At 74.1% G+C, this 16,252-nt stretch carries 14 protein-coding genes; 8 read left to right on the top strand and 6 right to left on the bottom strand.

Translation table 11 applies throughout. The annotated features are described in order from the left end of the window. Positions 1 to 84 precede the first annotated feature (84 nt). Positions 85 to 480: a thioredoxin gene (gene trxA / locus ACWGH0_RS26905; RefSeq protein WP_453406829.1), complete on the top strand. Its 396-nt coding sequence runs from the start codon at positions 85 to 87 to the stop codon at positions 478 to 480. A 69-nt stretch (positions 481 to 549) separates the two neighbouring features. On the opposite strand, the gene ACWGH0_RS26900 is transcribed toward trxA, so the two are convergent. The 3 genes from ACWGH0_RS26900 to ACWGH0_RS26890 are packed head-to-tail and all read right to left on the bottom strand — an operon-like array spanning position 550 to position 4,359. Then, positions 550 to 1,986, bottom strand: a complete 1,437-nt coding sequence (locus tag ACWGH0_RS26900) for a benzaldehyde dehydrogenase (protein ID WP_453406828.1) — start codon at positions 1,984 to 1,986, stop codon at positions 550 to 552. Between the two features lie 12 nt (positions 1,987 to 1,998). After that, positions 1,999 to 3,171, bottom strand: a complete 1,173-nt coding sequence (locus ACWGH0_RS26895) for a 4-hydroxybenzoate 3-monooxygenase (RefSeq protein WP_453406827.1) — start codon at positions 3,169 to 3,171, stop codon at positions 1,999 to 2,001. A gap of 3 nt (positions 3,172 to 3,174) precedes the next feature. Then, a complete protein-coding gene (locus ACWGH0_RS26890; protein ID WP_453406826.1) occupies positions 3,175 to 4,359 on the bottom strand; it encodes a thiolase family protein in 1,185 nt (394 codons plus the stop codon). 122 nt (positions 4,360 to 4,481) lie between these two features. Between ACWGH0_RS26890 and ACWGH0_RS26885 the strand changes: the two genes are divergently transcribed. Next, positions 4,482 to 6,152, top strand: coding sequence for an IclR family transcriptional regulator domain-containing protein (locus ACWGH0_RS26885; RefSeq protein WP_453406825.1), 1,671 nt, complete (start codon positions 4,482 to 4,484; stop codon positions 6,150 to 6,152). A 178-nt stretch (positions 6,153 to 6,330) separates the two neighbouring features. Here ACWGH0_RS26885 and ACWGH0_RS26880 read toward each other — a convergent pair whose 3' ends face one another. Then, entirely contained in the window at positions 6,331 to 7,365 is a 1,035-nt protein-coding gene (locus ACWGH0_RS26880) for a LacI family DNA-binding transcriptional regulator (protein ID WP_453406824.1), read from the bottom strand. A gap of 221 nt (positions 7,366 to 7,586) precedes the next feature. Here ACWGH0_RS26880 and ACWGH0_RS26875 point away from each other — a divergent pair, with 221 nt between their 5' ends. Continuing rightward, positions 7,587 to 8,885: an MFS transporter gene (locus ACWGH0_RS26875; protein WP_453406823.1), complete on the top strand. Its 1,299-nt coding sequence runs from the start codon at positions 7,587 to 7,589 to the stop codon at positions 8,883 to 8,885. Between the two features lie 24 nt (positions 8,886 to 8,909). After that, positions 8,910 to 9,605, top strand: a complete 696-nt coding sequence (locus ACWGH0_RS26870; protein ID WP_453406822.1) for an alpha/beta fold hydrolase — start codon at positions 8,910 to 8,912, stop codon at positions 9,603 to 9,605. Here the strand turns inward: ACWGH0_RS26870 and ACWGH0_RS26865 are convergent. Beyond that, a complete protein-coding gene (locus tag ACWGH0_RS26865) occupies positions 9,577 to 10,749 on the bottom strand; it encodes a glycosyl hydrolase family 18 protein (protein ID WP_453406821.1) in 1,173 nt (390 codons plus the stop codon). The genes ACWGH0_RS26870 and ACWGH0_RS26865 overlap by 29 nt on opposite strands. 63 nt (positions 10,750 to 10,812) lie before the next feature. After that, positions 10,813 to 11,703 (bottom strand): TIGR02452 family protein, encoded by an 891-nt coding sequence (locus tag ACWGH0_RS26860; protein WP_453406820.1) that lies wholly within the window; start codon positions 11,701 to 11,703, stop codon positions 10,813 to 10,815. 182 nt (positions 11,704 to 11,885) lie between these two features. Here ACWGH0_RS26860 and egtA point away from each other — a divergent pair, with 182 nt between their 5' ends. From egtA to egtD, 4 genes are read left to right on the top strand one after another with little or no spacing between them, the layout of a single operon-like run. Continuing rightward, positions 11,886 to 13,163 (top strand): ergothioneine biosynthesis glutamate--cysteine ligase EgtA, encoded by a 1,278-nt coding sequence (egtA, locus tag ACWGH0_RS26855; protein WP_453406819.1) that lies wholly within the window; start codon positions 11,886 to 11,888, stop codon positions 13,161 to 13,163. Beyond that, positions 13,160 to 14,536: an ergothioneine biosynthesis protein EgtB gene (egtB, locus tag ACWGH0_RS26850; RefSeq protein ID WP_453406818.1), complete on the top strand. Its 1,377-nt coding sequence runs from the start codon at positions 13,160 to 13,162 to the stop codon at positions 14,534 to 14,536. The genes egtA and egtB overlap by 4 nt, the downstream gene beginning before the upstream one ends. Beyond that, positions 14,536 to 15,291, top strand: a complete 756-nt coding sequence (egtC, locus tag ACWGH0_RS26845) for an ergothioneine biosynthesis protein EgtC (protein WP_453406817.1) — start codon at positions 14,536 to 14,538, stop codon at positions 15,289 to 15,291. Before egtB ends, egtC begins: the two co-directional genes overlap by 1 nt. After that, positions 15,288 to 16,250, top strand: coding sequence for an L-histidine N(alpha)-methyltransferase (gene egtD, locus ACWGH0_RS26840; protein ID WP_453406816.1), 963 nt, complete (start codon positions 15,288 to 15,290; stop codon positions 16,248 to 16,250). The genes egtC and egtD overlap by 4 nt, the downstream gene beginning before the upstream one ends. Positions 16,251 to 16,252 lie beyond the last annotated feature (2 nt).

The raw sequence follows: 16,252 nt of genomic DNA, 5'->3' as shown, positions 1-16,252 counted from the left end.
CCAGCCGGGCAGGCGGAATATCGCGAGCCCGCATGCCGTTGTGCGGGACGGCTTCGCCCGTCATGCCAGGAAGAGGAGCACACCATGTCCACCGTCGAGCTCACCAAGGAGAACTTCGATCAGGTCGTGTCGGACAACGATTTCGTTCTGATCGATTTCTGGGCTTCCTGGTGCGGTCCCTGTCGGCAGTTCGCTCCCGTCTTCGAGAGCGCGTCCGAGCGTCACGACGACCTGGTCTTCGCCAAGGTCGACACGGAGGCCCAGCAGGAGCTGGCCGCGGCCTTCGAGATCCGCTCGATCCCGACCCTGATGATCGTGCGCGAGAACGTGGCGGTGTTCGCCCAGCCCGGCGCGCTGCCGGAGGCCGCGCTCGAGGACGTGATCGGGCAGGCGCGCAATCTCGACATGGACGAGGTCCGCAAGTCCGTCGAAGAGGCGAAGGCCGCGCAGGGCGCACAGGACACGCGGGAAGCGGGCTAGGCGGAGCGCGGAGAGTACGGACAGGGCCCGGCCGGGACGTACGGCCGGGCCCTGTCGCGTGTCCGCTGCCTAGAAGGGGTGGTCCGCCGGTTCGCCGCGTACCGTCGTCCAGCGCACTTCGGTGAAGGCGTCCAGGTTGGCCTCGCCGCCGAAGCGCGCCCCGGTGCCGGAGGCGGCGACTCCGCCGAAGGGCGCCACCGCCTCGTCGTTCACCGTCTGGTCGTTGATGTGGACGATGCCGGTGGGGATGCGCTCGGCGAGCCGCACGCCGAGCGCGGTGTCGCGGGTGAGGATGCCCAGGGACAGTCCGTACGGGCTCGCCGACGCCAGCGCCGCGGCCTCCTCCAGGGTGGCGAAGGAGCGGACCGGCGCGACCGGGCCGAACACCTCCTCGGCGTACGCCGGGGTGTCGTCGTCCACGCCCGCGAGCACGGTCGGCCGGTAGAAGAGGTCGCGGTGGGCGCCGCCCGCCACGAGCTTCGCGCCGCGCGCGGTGCTGGCCTCCACCAGGCCGTGGATCTTGGTGAGTTGGCCCTGGTCGATGACCGGCCCGAGGTGCACCTTCTCCCGGTGCGGGTCGCCGACGGCCAGTGACTCGGCCCGGGCGGCGAGCCGCTCCACGTACTCGTCGTAGAGCGAGGCGTGCACGAGGTGGCGGCCCGTGGTCATGCAGATCTGGCCCTGGTGGAAGAACGAGCCCCACGACGCCTGGGCGACGGCGCCTTCGAGGTCCGCGTCCTCCAGGACGACGAGGGCGGAGTTGCCGCCGAGTTCGAGGTGCGCCCGCTTGAGCGCGCGGCCCGCCGCCTCGCCCACCGCGCGGCCCGCGGCCGTGGAGCCGGTGAACGAGACGACCGGCACGTCCGGGTCGGCGACCAGCGCCTTCCCGGCCTCCGCCCCGCCCGGCAGGACGTGCAGCAGCCCCTCCGGCAGCCCCGCCTCGGCGAACACGGCGGCCAGCGCCAGCCCCCCGCACACCGCGGTGCGCGGATCGGGCTTCAGCAGTACGCCGTTGCCGAGCGCGAGCGCGGGGGCGACCGAGCGGATGGAGAGGATCAGCGGGGCGTTGAACGGGGCGATGACGCCGACCACCCCGGCGGGCACCCGCCGGGTGTACGACAGCCGGGGCGCCTCGCTCGGCAGCACCTGCCCGGCAGGGCGGGACGCGAGCGCGGCGGCCTCGTAGCACTCCTGCGCGGCGACGTGGAGCTCGAAGTCGGCCTTGCCGGGTATGGAACCCGACTCCCGTACGAGCCATTCCCGCAACTCGTCGGCGTGCGCGGCGAAGAGGTCACCGGCGCGGCGCAGCACGGCCGCGCGCGCGAAATGGGGCGTACGGGCCCACGCCGTCTGCACGGCCCCGGCGGTCCGGGCGGCGGTGCCGACGTCGTCCGCGGTGGCGAGGGTGACAGCGCCGAGCGACGCGCCCGTGGCCGGCTCGACGACGTCCGACTCACCGCCCGAGAGCCGGACGGGCTGCCAGGTCTTGGGGTCGAGCAGGGGCATGCGGATCTCCAGTCAGAGAGGCAGTCCTGTGTAGTTCGCGGCCAGTTCCGCAGCGGCGGATTCGGAGGCAGCGAGACGGTGCAGCCGTGCGAGACGCACTCGGGTGTCGAACGCGTCCTCGCTTGGTTGACGGTGCAACATCGTAGTCATGTCGTACGAGAAACGGGTGGCTTGCCACACACGTCTCAGACACAAGTCCGAGTAGGAGTCCAGGAGTTCGTCCGAGCCGGTGGCGTGGTGGTGCGCGAAGGCCCGGGCCAGGATCCGTACGTCCGACACCGCCAGGTTGAGCCCCTTGGCCCCGGTCGGCGGCACGATGTGCGCCGCGTCCCCGGCCAGGAAGACCCGCCCGTAGCGCATCGGCTCGGTGACGTGACTGCGCATCGGCGTCACGGACTTGGCGGTGATCGGCCCCCTCGCCAGGCTCCAGTCGCCGTCGACCGCGAACCGCCGGTCGAGCTCGTCCCAGATCCGCTCGTCGGACCAGTCGGCGGGGTCGGTGCCGTTGGGCACCTGAAGGTAGAGGCGGGAGACGGTGGGCGAGCGCATGCTGTGCAGCGCGAAGCCGTCCTCGCCGCGCGCGTAGATCAACTCGTCGCAGGACGGCGGGACGTCGGCCAGGACGCCGAGCCACGAGTAGGGGTACGTGCGCTCGTACGTCCGGCGGACCTCGTCGGGGACGGCGGCGCGCGCGATGCCGTGGAAGCCGTCGCAGCCGACGACGTAGTCGCAGGTGAGGGTCTGCTCGCGGCCCTCGTGCGTGAAGCGGACCACCGGCTGGTCGGACTCGGGCTTCTCGACCGCGAGCGCCTGCGCCCCGAAGAGCAGGGGCGGTCCCCCGGCGAGCTGGAGCGCGACGAGGTCCTTGACGACCTCGGTCTGGGCGTACACGGTCACGGACCGGCCGCCGGTCAGTTCGGGGAAGCCGATGCGGTGGCGCCGCCGGTCGAAGCGCAGCTCGATGCCGTGGTGCTCCAGGCCCTCGGCGTCGAGGCGGTCGGCCGCCCCGCAGGCGCGCAGGGCGTCGACGGTGCCCTGTTCGAGGATGCCGGCGCGCTGGCGCTGTTCGACGTACGCGCGGGTCCTGTTCTCCAGGACGACGCAGTCGACGCCCGCCCGGTGCAGCAGCCGGGCGAGGAGGAGGCCGGCCGGTCCCGCTCCGATGATTCCCACCCTGGTACGCACCGGTCAGCGCTCCAGGACGAGCGCGAGGCCCTGGCCGACGCCGATGCACAGGGCCGCGAGGCCGGTGCCCGAGCCCGCGGCGGCGAGCTGGTGGGCGACGGAGCCGGCGAGGCGGGCGCCGGAGGCCCCGAGCGGGTGGCCGAGGGCGATGGCGCCGCCGCGCGGATTGACGACGGCGGGGTCGAGATCCGGCCATTCCGCGAGGCAGCCGAGCGACTGGGCGGCGAAGGCCTCGTTGAGCTCGAAGGTGGTGAGGTCCGCGAAGGACCTGCCGGCCTTGGCGAGCGCGCGCTGGACCGCCTCGACCGGGCCGAGGCCGAAGAGCTGCGGTTCGATGCCGGTGACGGCGGAGGCGCGGACCCGGGCGAGCGGTTCGCGGCCGGTGGCGCGCAGTCCCTCCTCGTCGACGAGCAGGAGCGCCGCGGCGCCGTCGTTGAGCGGCGAGGCGTTGCCGGCCGTGACGCTGCCGTCCTCGCGGAAGACCGGCTTCAGCCTGGCCAGCGCCTCCATGGACGAGCCTTCGCGGACGCACTCGTCGCGGGAGAGCTCCACACCGTCGCAGGGAACGACCTCGCCGTCGTACAGGCCGTCCGCCCACGCCCTGGCCGCCTTCCGGTGGCTGGCCAGGGCGAAGGCGTCCTGCTGCTCGCGGGTGATGCCGTGCTTGTCGGCGATCAGCTCCGCGCCCTCGCCGAGCGGGACGGTCCACTCGTCGGGCATCCGCGGGTTGGTCATGCGCCAGCCGAGCGTGGTCGAGTGCAGCTGCTGGTGGCCTGCGGGGAAGGCGCGCTCGGGCTTCTGGAGGACCCAGGGTGCGCGGGACATGGACTCCACGCCGCCCGCGACGGCCACGGAGGCGTCGCCGAGGGCCACGGCACGGGCGGCCTGGATCACGGCCTCCAGGCCCGAGCCGCAGAGGCGGTTGACGGTGACGCCGGGGACGGAGACGGGGAGTCCCGCGAGGAGCACGGCCATCCGGGCGACGTCCCGGTTGTCCTCGCCGGCGCCGTTGGCGTCGCCGAAGTAGACGTCGTCGATCCTGGCCGGGTCGAGGTCGGGCGTGCGGGCGACGAGCGACCTGACGACGTGCGCGGCGAGGTCGTCGGGACGCACGGAGGAGAGGGCACCCCCGAACTTGCCGATCGGTGTGCGGACGGCGTCGACGATGTAGACGTCGCGGATGCTCATCGGGTCTCTCCCGGAGTCGTGGAGTTCTCATTGTTCGCGCAATGAACTATCGTTCATATTTGACTTCGCCCGAGTCTCTGCCGAGCGCCGCCCGGTGTCAACGGCCTGCCAGGAGGAATCCCATGCCGAACGCCGCCCGCCCCGCGGCCTCCGCGCCGTCCGCCGCCGCCCCCGACGGTTCCGTGGGGCCGCTGGAGCGCGGGCTCGCCGTGCTGCGCGCGCTGTCCGCGCCCTCGGAAGACGACCGGGTGCGGCACAGCGACCTCGCACGGTCGACCGGTCTGGCCCGCTCCACCGTCGACCGGGTGGTGTCCACCCTCGACCGGCTCGGCCTGGCGCGCAGCGACGGGCGCGAGGTGGCGCTCGCGCCCCGGCTGATGGAACTGCCCGGCGCCTACCTCACGGCGTGCGGGATCCCGGCGGCGCTGGGCCCCGCGGCGGAGCGGCTCGCGGACGAGTTCGACGAGTCCGTGTCGGTGGCGGTGCCGGACGACCGGGTCGCGGGCGTGCGGTTCGTCCTCCAGGCGACACGGCGGCGCACGATGTCGCTCGCCTTCCGGATCGGCGATCTGCTGCCCGCCGAGCGCTGCGCGCCGGGGGCGCTGTTCGCGGCGGAGTGGGACGCCTCGGGGTGGCGGGCCTGGCGCGCGCGGCGGGAAGCCGATCCGCTGGGCGCCGGGTTCGCGGCGCTGCCGCCGCCGGGCCGGCCGCCGGGCGGGGACGCCTTCGAGGAGCGGGCCGCCCGGGCGGGCGCGGACGGCTGGGCCGGCGACGACCAGCTAATCGAGCCGGGGCTCGTCGCGGTCGCCGTGCCGGTACGCGACGGGGCGGGGCGCACCGTGTGCGCGGTGAGCGTGGTCAGCCACACGAGCCGGCACACCCCGGAGTCGCTGCGGGAGTCGGTACTGCCCCGACTGCACGCGGTACGGGGCGAGTTGGAGGCGGCGCTGGCGGCGCCACGGCCCGCGCCCCGGAGCGCGCCCGTACGGGACACCTCACTGGAGGCCAAGCGCGAACTGGGGCCTGACTTCCTCCAGTCGCTGGCGCGCGGACTCGCCGTCCTCGGTGCGCTGGGGGCCGACCGGGGCGAGGGCATGGCCCTGACGGCGGTCGCCGAGGCGACCGGTCTCGCGAGGGCGACGGCCCGGCGCTCACTGCTCACACTGGAGCACCTCGGGTACGTGGCCTCGGACGGGCGCCGGTGGCGGCTGCTGCCGCAGGTGCTCGAACTGGGGTGCGCGCGGCTGTCGGGACTTGGGCTCGCGGAGATCGCCCGCCCTCATCTGGCGGCGCTGGTGCGGCGGGTGCACGAGTCGGCGTCACTGGCCGTGCTGGACGGCGCGGACATCCGGTACGTGGCCCGTGTGCCGACGGTGCGGATCATGAGCGTCAACATCACCGTGGGGACGCGGTTCCCGGCGTACGCGACCTCGATGGGCCGGGTGCTGCTCGCGGACCTCGCCCGGGACGAACGGCCCGCGCTGCCTGACGCCCTGCCGGCGCTGACACGGCGTACCGTGACCTCCCCGGTCGAGCTCGACCGGATCGTGGAGCGGGTCGCGGCCGACGGATTCGCCCTGGTGGACGAGGAGTTGGAGGACGGCCTGCGCTCGCTCGCGGTGCCGGTGCGCGGCGGGGACGGCCGGGTGGCGGCCGCGCTGAACGTGGCCAGGCACGCGGGCGACGGCACGCCGGCCGAGATGCGGGAGGCGCTGCTGCCGGCGCTGCGGGAGACGGCGGCGCTGATCGAGACGGACCTGCGGGCGCTGGGCGGGGCGCGTCGCTCACTGTGAGGGCGCGGGGCATGGGGGCGGGTGCTGTCCTGGTGCCGGCCGCGCCCGCGCTCTCGGGGCGGGGTGCGATGCGGGGGCGGCGGGATCCGGCCCCGTCCGGCGTTCGCGTACCGGCGCACACGTGCCGTCCAGCGACAGGCGTGCACGTACGGGCCGGCGGCCCGGGTGAACGGGCGGCTCAGCTGGACTCGCGCCGGATCGCGTGGGCCGCCATCAGGTCGTGGCGCTCCACCTCGCCCTCCGGCCGGCGCACCACGCGGTCGACCAGTTCGGCTATCTCCCGCCCCGTCGGCAGCTCGATGTGGACCGTGCTCAGCCGGGGCCGCAGCAGCTTCCCGAGCAGCAGGTCGTCCGCGCCGACGACCGCGCACTCCCCCGGCACGTCGACGCCCGCGTCCTGCAACGCCCGCATGAGGAGTTGGGCGTACTCGTCGTTGTACGCGTACACCGCGTCGAGGCCGAGTCCGCGCCAGCGCCCGGCGAGTTCCGCGGCGGACTCCTCGTCGTACGCCATGGTCAGCGGCTCGACCCGGGCCTCGCCGTCCGCGGCGGCGGCCGACACCGCCTTGCGCACGCCCGCCAGCCGCGGTGTGGAGAACATGCTCAGGCCCGGCTCCGCCGGTACGACCACTCCCATGCGGCGCCGGCCGCGCTCCAGCAGGTGCGACGCCGCCGCGGCACCGATCGTCCGCTGGTCCATGACCAGGGCGTGCGCGCCCTCCACCCGCTGCGGGCCGAGCGTGATGACGGCTTTGGCACCGGAGCGCTTGAGCACCCGCACACCGTGCGGGGTGAGTCCGATCTCGCCGAGGGAGAGGACGGCCACGGGCCGCAGTTCCGCCCACGCGCGGGCCGCCTCGTCCGCGCCGAGACCCAGGCTGCCGTACTGCACGACCGTGTAGTCCAGCGCGCGCAGGGCCCACTGGACCTCGTTGAGGAACCGGCCGTAGAGGGGGCCGACGGGTACGTGGGCGGTGGGCAGCAGCACCATGCGGGTGTGCCCGGCCCGCAGGCTGCGCGCGGCCGCGTGCGGCACGTAACCCAGTTCCTCGGCGGCCTCACGCACCCTGCGGCGCGTCGGCTCGCTGATCCGGACCGCCGACGTGTTGTTCAGGACGTACGACACCGTGGCGCGCGAGACCCCGGCCAGGCGCGCCACATCGGTGCTGGTGGGAACGGGACCATCGGCGGACTGCTTCGGTGTCTGGCTCATCGCCTTCGGCATCTTTCCAGATCGGTGGTGAACGGGGTCTGGCGGATGGCCGGAAATGAGTGCTACACAATGCTGACATGTAACTGACACGTGTCACCACCGTCGGCACGGTCCGTGTCGCCAGTCGCCTTCACCCTCCGTGCCGTCCCGCACGGCACCACCCGCTCCCGCCCGTCTTCCGCATCCGCCCGTCTCCTCTGACACTCCTCATGGAGGGCAGCGTGGCCCTTTCCCCGCCCGGCACCCCCGGCGCTCCCGACGCTCCCGGCACTCCAGACGCCCCCGATCCCCACACCCCCGGCGCGCGAGAAGCCGGCCCCACCGCCCCGCCCCCGCCGACGCGCGGTCTGCTGCCGCTGCTCCTGGTCGGCAACACCACCATGTACGCGCTCTACATCGGCGTCGGCGGCGTACTCCTCGCCCTCCAGGTCGAGGCCGTCGACCCGGCCGCCAAGGTGGCCAACCTCGGCCTCGTCGCCGGCGTCTCCGCGATCTTCGCGACCGTCTTCAACCCGGTGGCGGGCGCCCTGTCCGACCGCTCCGGACGCCGCAACCCCTGGATACTCGGCGGCGGCCTGCTCGCCGTCCCCGCGATGTTCCTGCTCGGCAGCGTGCACACGGTCCTGATGATCACCATCGCCTGGTGTCTCGGCCAGGCCGTGATGAACGTCTACCAGGCCGCCCTCACCTCCGTCGTCCCCGACCGGGTCCCGACGACCGCGCGCGGCAGGGCCTCCGCTGCCGTGGGACTCGGCCTGCCCTTCGGCAGCACGCTCGGCGCGCTGACCGGCGCCGCGCTCTCCGACGACCACCGCACCGGCTACCTGGTCTTCGGCGCCCTGGTCGCCGCCTCGGCCGTGCTGTTCACCGCCTGCGCCCGCGAACAGCGCATGCCGGTGCGGCCGTCACTGCCCGTACGGGACCAACTCACCGCCTTCGCGGGCGCGTTGAAGTCCCACGACTTCCGCTGGGCCTTCATCGGCCGGGCCCTGCTGATCCTCGGGTACTTCGCCGTCAACGGCTTCCTGCTCTACATCATCAAGGACCACACCGCCTTGCCCGCCGGCCTGCGGGCCGAGGAAGCGGTGGCGGTCCTCATGCCGGTCACCAGCGTGGCCATGATCGTGTCCACGGTCCTCGGCGGGTACCTGTCGGACCGCTTCGACCGGCGCAAGCTCTTCGTCGGCGCCTCGGCCGCGCTGTCGGCCGTCGCGCTGGTCGTCCCCGCCGTGTCGACGAGCTGGGCGGCGATGATCGTCTTCGCCACCGTCAACGGCCTCGCCTTCGGCTGCTACATGGCCGTGGACACCGCGCTGGTGACCATGGTCCTGCCGAAGGCGGAGGACGCCGCCCGCGACATGGGCGTACTGAACATCGCCAACGCCGGGCCGCAGATCGTCGCCCCGTTCATCGCCTCCCTGATCGTCGGCCTCGGCGGCTACACCACGCTCTTCCTCGTCGCGGCGGGCCTCGCGGTGCTGGGCGCGCTCGCCGTGCGCCCGATCCGCTCCGTGCGCTGACCCCACCTACCGAAAGGCACCACCGTGCAGCTCCACACTCGTACCTGGGGCGAGGGCGACCGCCTCGCGCTCCTCATCCACGGCATCATGGCCGACCACCGCACCTGGCGGCGCGTCGGTCCCGCGCTGGCCGCGAAGGGCTACCGGGTCATCGCCGTCGACCTGCGCGGACACGGCGCCAGCGCCCGGGGCGACTACACACCGGAGATCTTCGCCGACGATCTCGTCGAAACGCTCCCGGCGGGGGCCGACCTCGCCATCGGCCACTCCCTCGGCGGTCTCACGCTGTCGCTCGCCGTGGACCGCCTGCGTCCGCGGCGTGCCGTCTTCTCCGATCCGGCGTGGCACCTCGCCACCGCCGACGAGGGTTTCGATCCCGGGCTCTTCGCCGGGTTCAAGGAGGCGTCCCGGGAGCGGATAGCGGCCATGAATCCGCGCTGGGAAGCGGCGGACGTCGACATCGAGCTGGAGACGCTGCGGGTCTGGGACGAGGCGTCGGCGCTCGGCCTGGCCGCGTCGGCGGGACTCGACCTGCTGCCCGCCGCGCCGGTCGTGCCGTCGCTGGTGCAGCTCGCCGACCCGAGCCTCCTCGTCGACGCGGCCAGGGCGGCGGTGCTGGCCGAGCGCGGTTTCGAAGTCCGTACGGTCAGGGGCGCGGGCCACACCATCCACCGCGACGACTTCGACGCGTTCATGACGTCACTGGACGGCTGGATCTGACCGCCGTCGCGCGCGTGCGGGCCGGAGGCCGCCCCCACGGCGGACGGCCGGCCCCCGCCCGTGCGGCGTCCCAGCCGGTCGCGAGGACCTGCCACAGCTCCGGATCCTCGAAGTTGAGCGCCCACAGCGCCGTGTGGGTGACGCCGTACTTGCGCAGCACCGGCAGGTGTTCGGCGACGCCGCGCGCGTCCTGGTACCAGACCTCGCGCCGCTGCTCACCGTCCAGGTAGCCGAAGTGCGGCGTCCGGGACTCCGGGTCGAGGGTGTAGGGCGCCCCCTTGGCGACGCGCAGCGCCTCGGCCTCCTTCCAGGTGACGTGTTTCGCCCGTGCCGAGCCGTCGGCGGGCCAGTCCCAGCCGTATCCCGGGAGCCCGAGCTCGATCTTCGCGGCCGGGACCTCGGCGGTGGCGACGCGCAGGATCTCGTCGTACCACTGAGGGGTCGACAGGGGGCCCGGCCTGCCGCCCTTCCAGTGGTAGTCGTACGCCATGACGCGCATCCGGTCGGCCGCCCGCCCGACGCCGGCGTAGTCCCAGATCCGGCCGGTGGTCGCCGTTCTGGCCCCCACGGTGACGACGCACTGCTTGTCCAGGGCGCGCAGGCCCCGGCAGAGGCCCTTGACGAGTTTGACGTAGCCGGCGCGCACCCGCTTGTACGTGGCGTCGTCGGCCGCGGCGTGGGACTCGTAGTCGAGGTCGAGTCCGTCGTAGTCGCGGCGGTCGGCGATGTCGAGAAGGGCACGGACGTGCCTCGCGCGGCGCTGCGGGCTGATGAGGATCGCGGCCAGCGCGCCGGGCTTCATCGTCTCGTTCACGGTCGGCACGACCTTGACGCCCGCGGCGTGCAGTCCGTCGACGATCCGCTGCTCCCCCGCGCCCGGGTGGCCCTCGACGCGCCCGGCCGAAACGCCGTGGTACCAGAAGGGGCTGACGGTGTGCAGCTGCCCGGCGTGGGCGAGGGCGTCCTGATACGCCCCCTCCTGGTCCCAGTAGGGCAGCCAGCCGGAGACGGTACGGGGCGCCGGGGCGCCGACGGGCCCCCGGTGCGACGGCGGCTCCGGGCGCGGTGCGGCGGGCGCCGGGTACACGGCCGCCGTGCCCATCAGGCCGGCGGCGACGAGGGCGATCAGGATGCGTGTGGCCATGCACCGAGCCTGTGGTCCGGTCGCCGGGCCCGCTCCGCGGACTGGGCCGTCCAGACCCGGACCTCACCCGGGTGCGGCCTCCTCCGGCGCCCGCGTCCGCGCGCCGGCCCCGCCGCGGGCCGTGACGTGTGCGCGGGCCGCGAACACCGTGCGGAAGGCGCCCAGCACGGACTCCGTGCGGGTGCGGTCCAGCACGCCGAAGACCACCTCGTCGAAGTGGCCGGAGAAACGGCCCGCTCCCGTGAGGTGCGCGTGGAACGCGCCCGCCACCGCGGCGGGGTCGTTCATGAAGACGCCGCATCCCCAGGCCCCCAGCACCAGCCGCCGGTAACCGCGGGCCGCGGCCGTCTCGAGGACCCGTTCCGCGCGGGACGCGAGCGCCGCCGGAATGCGGTGCTCCTGGTCCGGCTCCCGGCTGCGGATCACTCCCGCGTTCGGCGCCGGCGAGGTCAGGAACCCCACGGTGTACGGCGTGGCCAGCAGGGCGCCCCGGTCGTCGCGGAAGACGGGGACGCCGGGCGAGTGGATGACCCGGTCGGTGTAGAAGGGGCTGCGGTCGGCCCGGTGGTGGGCGTAGAACCCGGGGGCACGCAGCAGCGTCGCGTACAGGGCGGAGGCACGGCACAGCGCCTCCTCCTGCGCCTGTGCGCCGTTCAGGTACCCGCCGCCCGGATTGCGCGCGGAGGCGAAGTTCAGCACGGCGACGGGTCCGGCGCCCCGGCCGGTCAGCCGGCGCGCCGCCTCCAGGCTGCTCTCCCCCGTGACCTCGAAGGCCGTCGTACGGTCCGTGTCCGGCGTGACGGCCACCGGGCCGGGGCCGTACATCCTGGTCCCGGCCAGGGCGGCGGCCACCTCCTCGCCGATCGGCACGGTACGGCCGCCCGGAACGGCGTACCGGCCCGCCCGGACGATCTCCTCGGTCTCTTTCGCGATGCCCCGCAGTCGTGCGCTCACAGGTGAGAGCGTCGGCCACCGGGGGCCACCGGCGCAACGGAGTTTTCACGCCGCCGGACGCTCTTGTGCGATCGGGCCCCGGTGGCTTTAGCTGAAGGGCGATGCCCGTCCCTCTTCCGGGGCGGGCACCGGCACGATCACGGCACGCCGCCGGACCGACAGACGGCAAGGAGGAACAGCCCATGCCCCCGACCGACTTCGCGCAGGAGAGCGCGCCGGTCACGGAAGCCGGAGCGGAAGCATTACTGCGCGGCATCTGTTTCAAGACAGGTCCACCCAGCATCGTCGGCGTCGAACTCGAATGGTTCGTCCACGAACTGCACCTTCCCGAACTCCCCGTCGAGCCGGCCCGCCTCGAAGCGGCCATGACCGCCCTGCGGGCCCTGCCGCTCCACTCGGCCCTCACCGTCGAGCCGGGCGGCCAGCTCGAACTCAGCTCCCTCCCGGCCCCGTCCCTGACGGCATGCGTCGACTCCGTCTCCGCCGACCTCGACGCCGTACGCGCCGTTCTGCGCTCCCGGGATCTCGGCCTCACCGGCATCGGCACCGATCCCTGGCACCCCCCGAAGCGCCTGCTGCGCGAGCCGCGGTACGACGCGATGGAGGCGTACCTCGACCGGGCGGGCCCCGCCGGGCGGGCCATGATGTGCTCGTCGGCGTCCGTCCAGGTCTGTCTGGACGCGGGGAACGAGGAGCCCGGCCCGCTCGGCCACGGGCGGCGCTGGCTGCTCGCGCACCTGCTCGGCGCGGTGCTGACCGCCGCGTTCGCCAACTCCCCCTTCCACCACGGGCGTCGTACCGGCTGGCGGTCGACGCGGCAGGCCCTGTGGACGGAGATCGAACCCGGCCGGTCCCTCGCACCGCCCCTGGACGCGGAGCCGCGCGGCGCCTGGACGGAGCGCGTGCTGGACGCACCCGTGATGTGCGTCAGGGGCGGCCCGGACCGGCCCTGGGACGTGCCGGAGGGGATGTCGTTCCGCTCCTGGATACGTTCGGGGGCGCCCCGTCCGCCGACCCGCGCCGACCTCGACTACCACCTGACCACGCTCTTCCCGCCGGTACGGCCGCGCGGCCACCTCGAACTGCGCATGATCGACGCGCAGCCGGGAGAGCACGGCTGGATCGTCCCGCTCGCCGTGACCACCGCGCTCTTCGACGACCCCGCCGCCTCGGAGATCGCGTACCGGGCGGTCAAGCCCCTCGCGGAGACGGCCGGTTCGCTGCCCGCCCCGCGCAACCCGCTGTACATCAACGCCGCGCGGTACGGGCTGGCCGACGCCGAGCTGCGGGCCGCCGCCGAGACCTGCTTCGACGCGGCGCTCGACGCGCTGCCCCGCCTGGGCGCGTCGACGGCCGTGCAGTGCGCGGTCGCCGCGTTCACCGAGCGGTACGTCGTCCAGGGGCGGTGCCCCGCCGACGATCTGCTCGACCCCGCTCACGGGAAGGACCTCCGCACATGAGCGACCCCTCCACCTCCACAGCCCCCTCCACCACCACGGACCCCGAGTCGCTGCGGACCCGAGCCGTCGACGCGCTGCTGAGGGCGCGCGAGCGCACCGCCGTTCTCACCGACTGCGTGGACGACGACGAACTGACCGCCCAGCACTCGCCGTTGATGTCACCCCTGGTCTGGGACCTGGCACACATCGGCAACCAGGAGGAGCTGTGGCTGCTGCGGGCGGTCGCCGGGCGCGAGGCGATGCGCCCGGACATCGACCCGCTGTACGACGCCTTCGAGCACCCGCGCGCCGAGCGCCCTTCGCTCCCGCTGCTGGCCCCCGCCGAGGCCCGGGGGTACGCGGCCGACGTACGGGGCCGGGCCCTCGACGTACTGGAGAGCAGCCCGCTGCGCGGCAGCCGGCTGCTCGACGCCGGCTTCGCGTTCGGCATGGTCGCCCAGCACGAGCAGCAGCACGACGAGACCATGCTGATCACCCATCAGCTGCGGCGCGGGCCCGTCGCGCTCACCGGTCCCCCGCCGCCGCGTGCCACGGGCGCTCCGGCCGCCGGGCCCGAAGTGCTGGTCCCCGGCGGCCCGTTCACGATGGGCACGTCCACCGAGCCGTGGGCGCTCGACAACGAGCGGCCCGCGCACCACCGTTTCGTCCCGGCGTTCTTCATGGACACGGTCCCGGTGAGCAACGGCGCGTATCTGCGCTTCATGGCGGACGGCGGGTACGCCGACGCGCGCTGGTGGGCGCCCGAGGGCTGGGCGCAGATCCGCAGGCACGACCTCCGCGCCCCGCTGTTCTGGCGGCGCGAGGGCGGCCAGTGGCTGCGCAGGCACTTCGGGGTGGTCGAGCCCGTGCCCGAGGACGAGCCGGTGCTGCACGTCAGCTGGTACGAGGCGGACGCGTACGCGCGGTGGGCCGGCCGCCGGCTGCCCACGGAGGCCGAGTGGGAGAAGGCGGCCCGGCACGATCCGGTGTCGGGGCGCTCGACACGCTACCCGTGGGGCGACGCCGACCCGACCCCCGAACTGGCCAACCTCGGCCAGCGGCACCTGCGGCCCGCGCCGGTGGGGGCGTACGCCGCCGGTGCGTCGCCGCTCGGCGTGCGCCAGCTGATCGGGGACGTCTGGGAGTGGACGTCGAGCGACTTCCTGCCGTACCCGGGCTTCGCGGCCTTCCCGTACCGCGAGTACTCCGAGGTGTTCTTCGGCGGCGCGCACAAGGTGCTGCGCGGCGGTTCGTTCGCGGTGGACGCGGTGGCCTGCCGGGGTACGTTCCGCAACTGGGACCTGCCCATACGCCGCCAGATCTTCGCGGGGTTCCGGACGGCGCGCGACGCGCCGGACACCCGGGACGCAGCCCCGGGCCCGGTGGTGTCCTGATGTGCCGCCACTTCGCCTGCCTGGGGCCCGCGGTGCCCCTGGGCGACCTCCTGGTGAAGCCCGCTCACGGCCTGTACCGCCAGGCGTGGGCGCCGCGCCACCAGCGGTACGGGAGCGTCAACGCGGACGGGTTCGGCGTCGGCTGGTACGCCGAGGGCGACCCGGTGCCGGCCCGCTACCGGCGCTCCGGCCCGATGTGGGCCGACGCCTCGTTCGCCGACCTGGCCCGGGTCGTGCGCTCCCAGGCCGTGCTCGCCGCGGTCCGCGACGCGACGGAGGCGGGCGCGGACGGCGAGGCGGCGGCGGCCCCGTTCGCCGCGGGGCCCTGGCTGTTCAGTCACAACGGCGCGCTCAAGGGCTGGCCGGGGTCGGCCGCGGCGCTCGCCGGCGCGCTGCCCGCCGCCGAACTGCTGGCCCTGGAGGCGCGGTGCGACTCCGCGCTGGTCTGGGCGCTCGTACTGCACCGGCTGCGCGACGGGGACGAGCTCGGCCAGGCGCTGGCCGACACGGTCCTGGAGCTGGCCGGGGCGGCCCCCGGGTCGCGGCTGAACCTGCTGCTCACGGACGGCGAGACGGTGGCCGCGACCGCCTGGGGCGACACCCTCTGGTACTACGCGGAGCCCGGCCGCCGCACGGTCGTGGCCTCCGAGCCGTACGACGACGATCCCCACTGGCGCGAGGTCCCGGACCGCACCCTGCTCGCCGCCACCCGCACCGATGTCCTTCTCACCCCGCTCAAGGAGCCCCCTGCGTGAGCCCGTTCCTGCTGACCCGCACCCTGCCCGAGGACGCGACCGGCGCCGATCTGCGCGCCGACGTACTGCACGGACTGACCCGCAGCCCCAAGGCGCTGCCGCCGAAGTGGTTCTACGACGCGCGCGGCAGCGAGCTGTTCGACGAGATCACCCGGCTGCCGGAGTACTACCCGACGCGCGCGGAACGGGAGATCCTGATCGCCCGCGCGCCCGAGATCGCGGCCTCCATACGGGCCCGCACACTGGTGGAGCTCGGTTCGGGCTCCTCGGAGAAGACCCGCCATCTGCTGGACGCCCTGCTTCCGCACCTCCACAGCTATGTACCGGTCGACGTCAGCGAGAGCGCGCTGACGGCCGCCGCGTCGTCGCTCCTCGACGAGCGTCCCGGCCTGTCCGTGCACGCCCTGATCGCGGACTTCACGCGCGGGCTCGCCCTGCCCGGGACGCCGGGCCCGCGCCTGGTGGCCTTCCTCGGCGGGACCGTCGGCAATCTGCTGCCGGACGAGCGCGCGGTCTTCCTGAAGTCCGTACGGTCGCTGATGGCGCCGGGGGACGCGCTGCTGATGGGCACGGACCTGGTGAAGGACGAGGCGACGCTGGTCGCGGCGTACGACGACGCGCAGGGCGTGACCGCCGCGTTCAACAAGAACGTCCTGTCCGTCATCGACCGCGAGCTGGGCGCCGACTTCGATCCCGGCGACTTCGACCACGTCGCGGTGTGGGACGGGGCGCACGAGTGGATCGAGATGCGGCTGCGGGCGAGGACCGCGCTGACCGTGAAGATCGCGGAACTGGACCTCGCGGTGTCGTTCGAGGCGGGCGAGGAGATCCGCACGGAGGTCTCGGCCAAGTTCCGGCGGGAAGGGGTACGCCACGAGCTCGCCGGGGCGGGCCTGGAGCTGCGCGAGTGGTGGACCGACGAGAAGGAGCGTTTCGCGCTGTCGCTGGCGGTGGCCTAGCC

The organism is Streptomyces sp. NPDC054887 (assembly GCF_053610585.1).
This window is presented reverse-complemented; position numbering and strand designations above follow the sequence as displayed.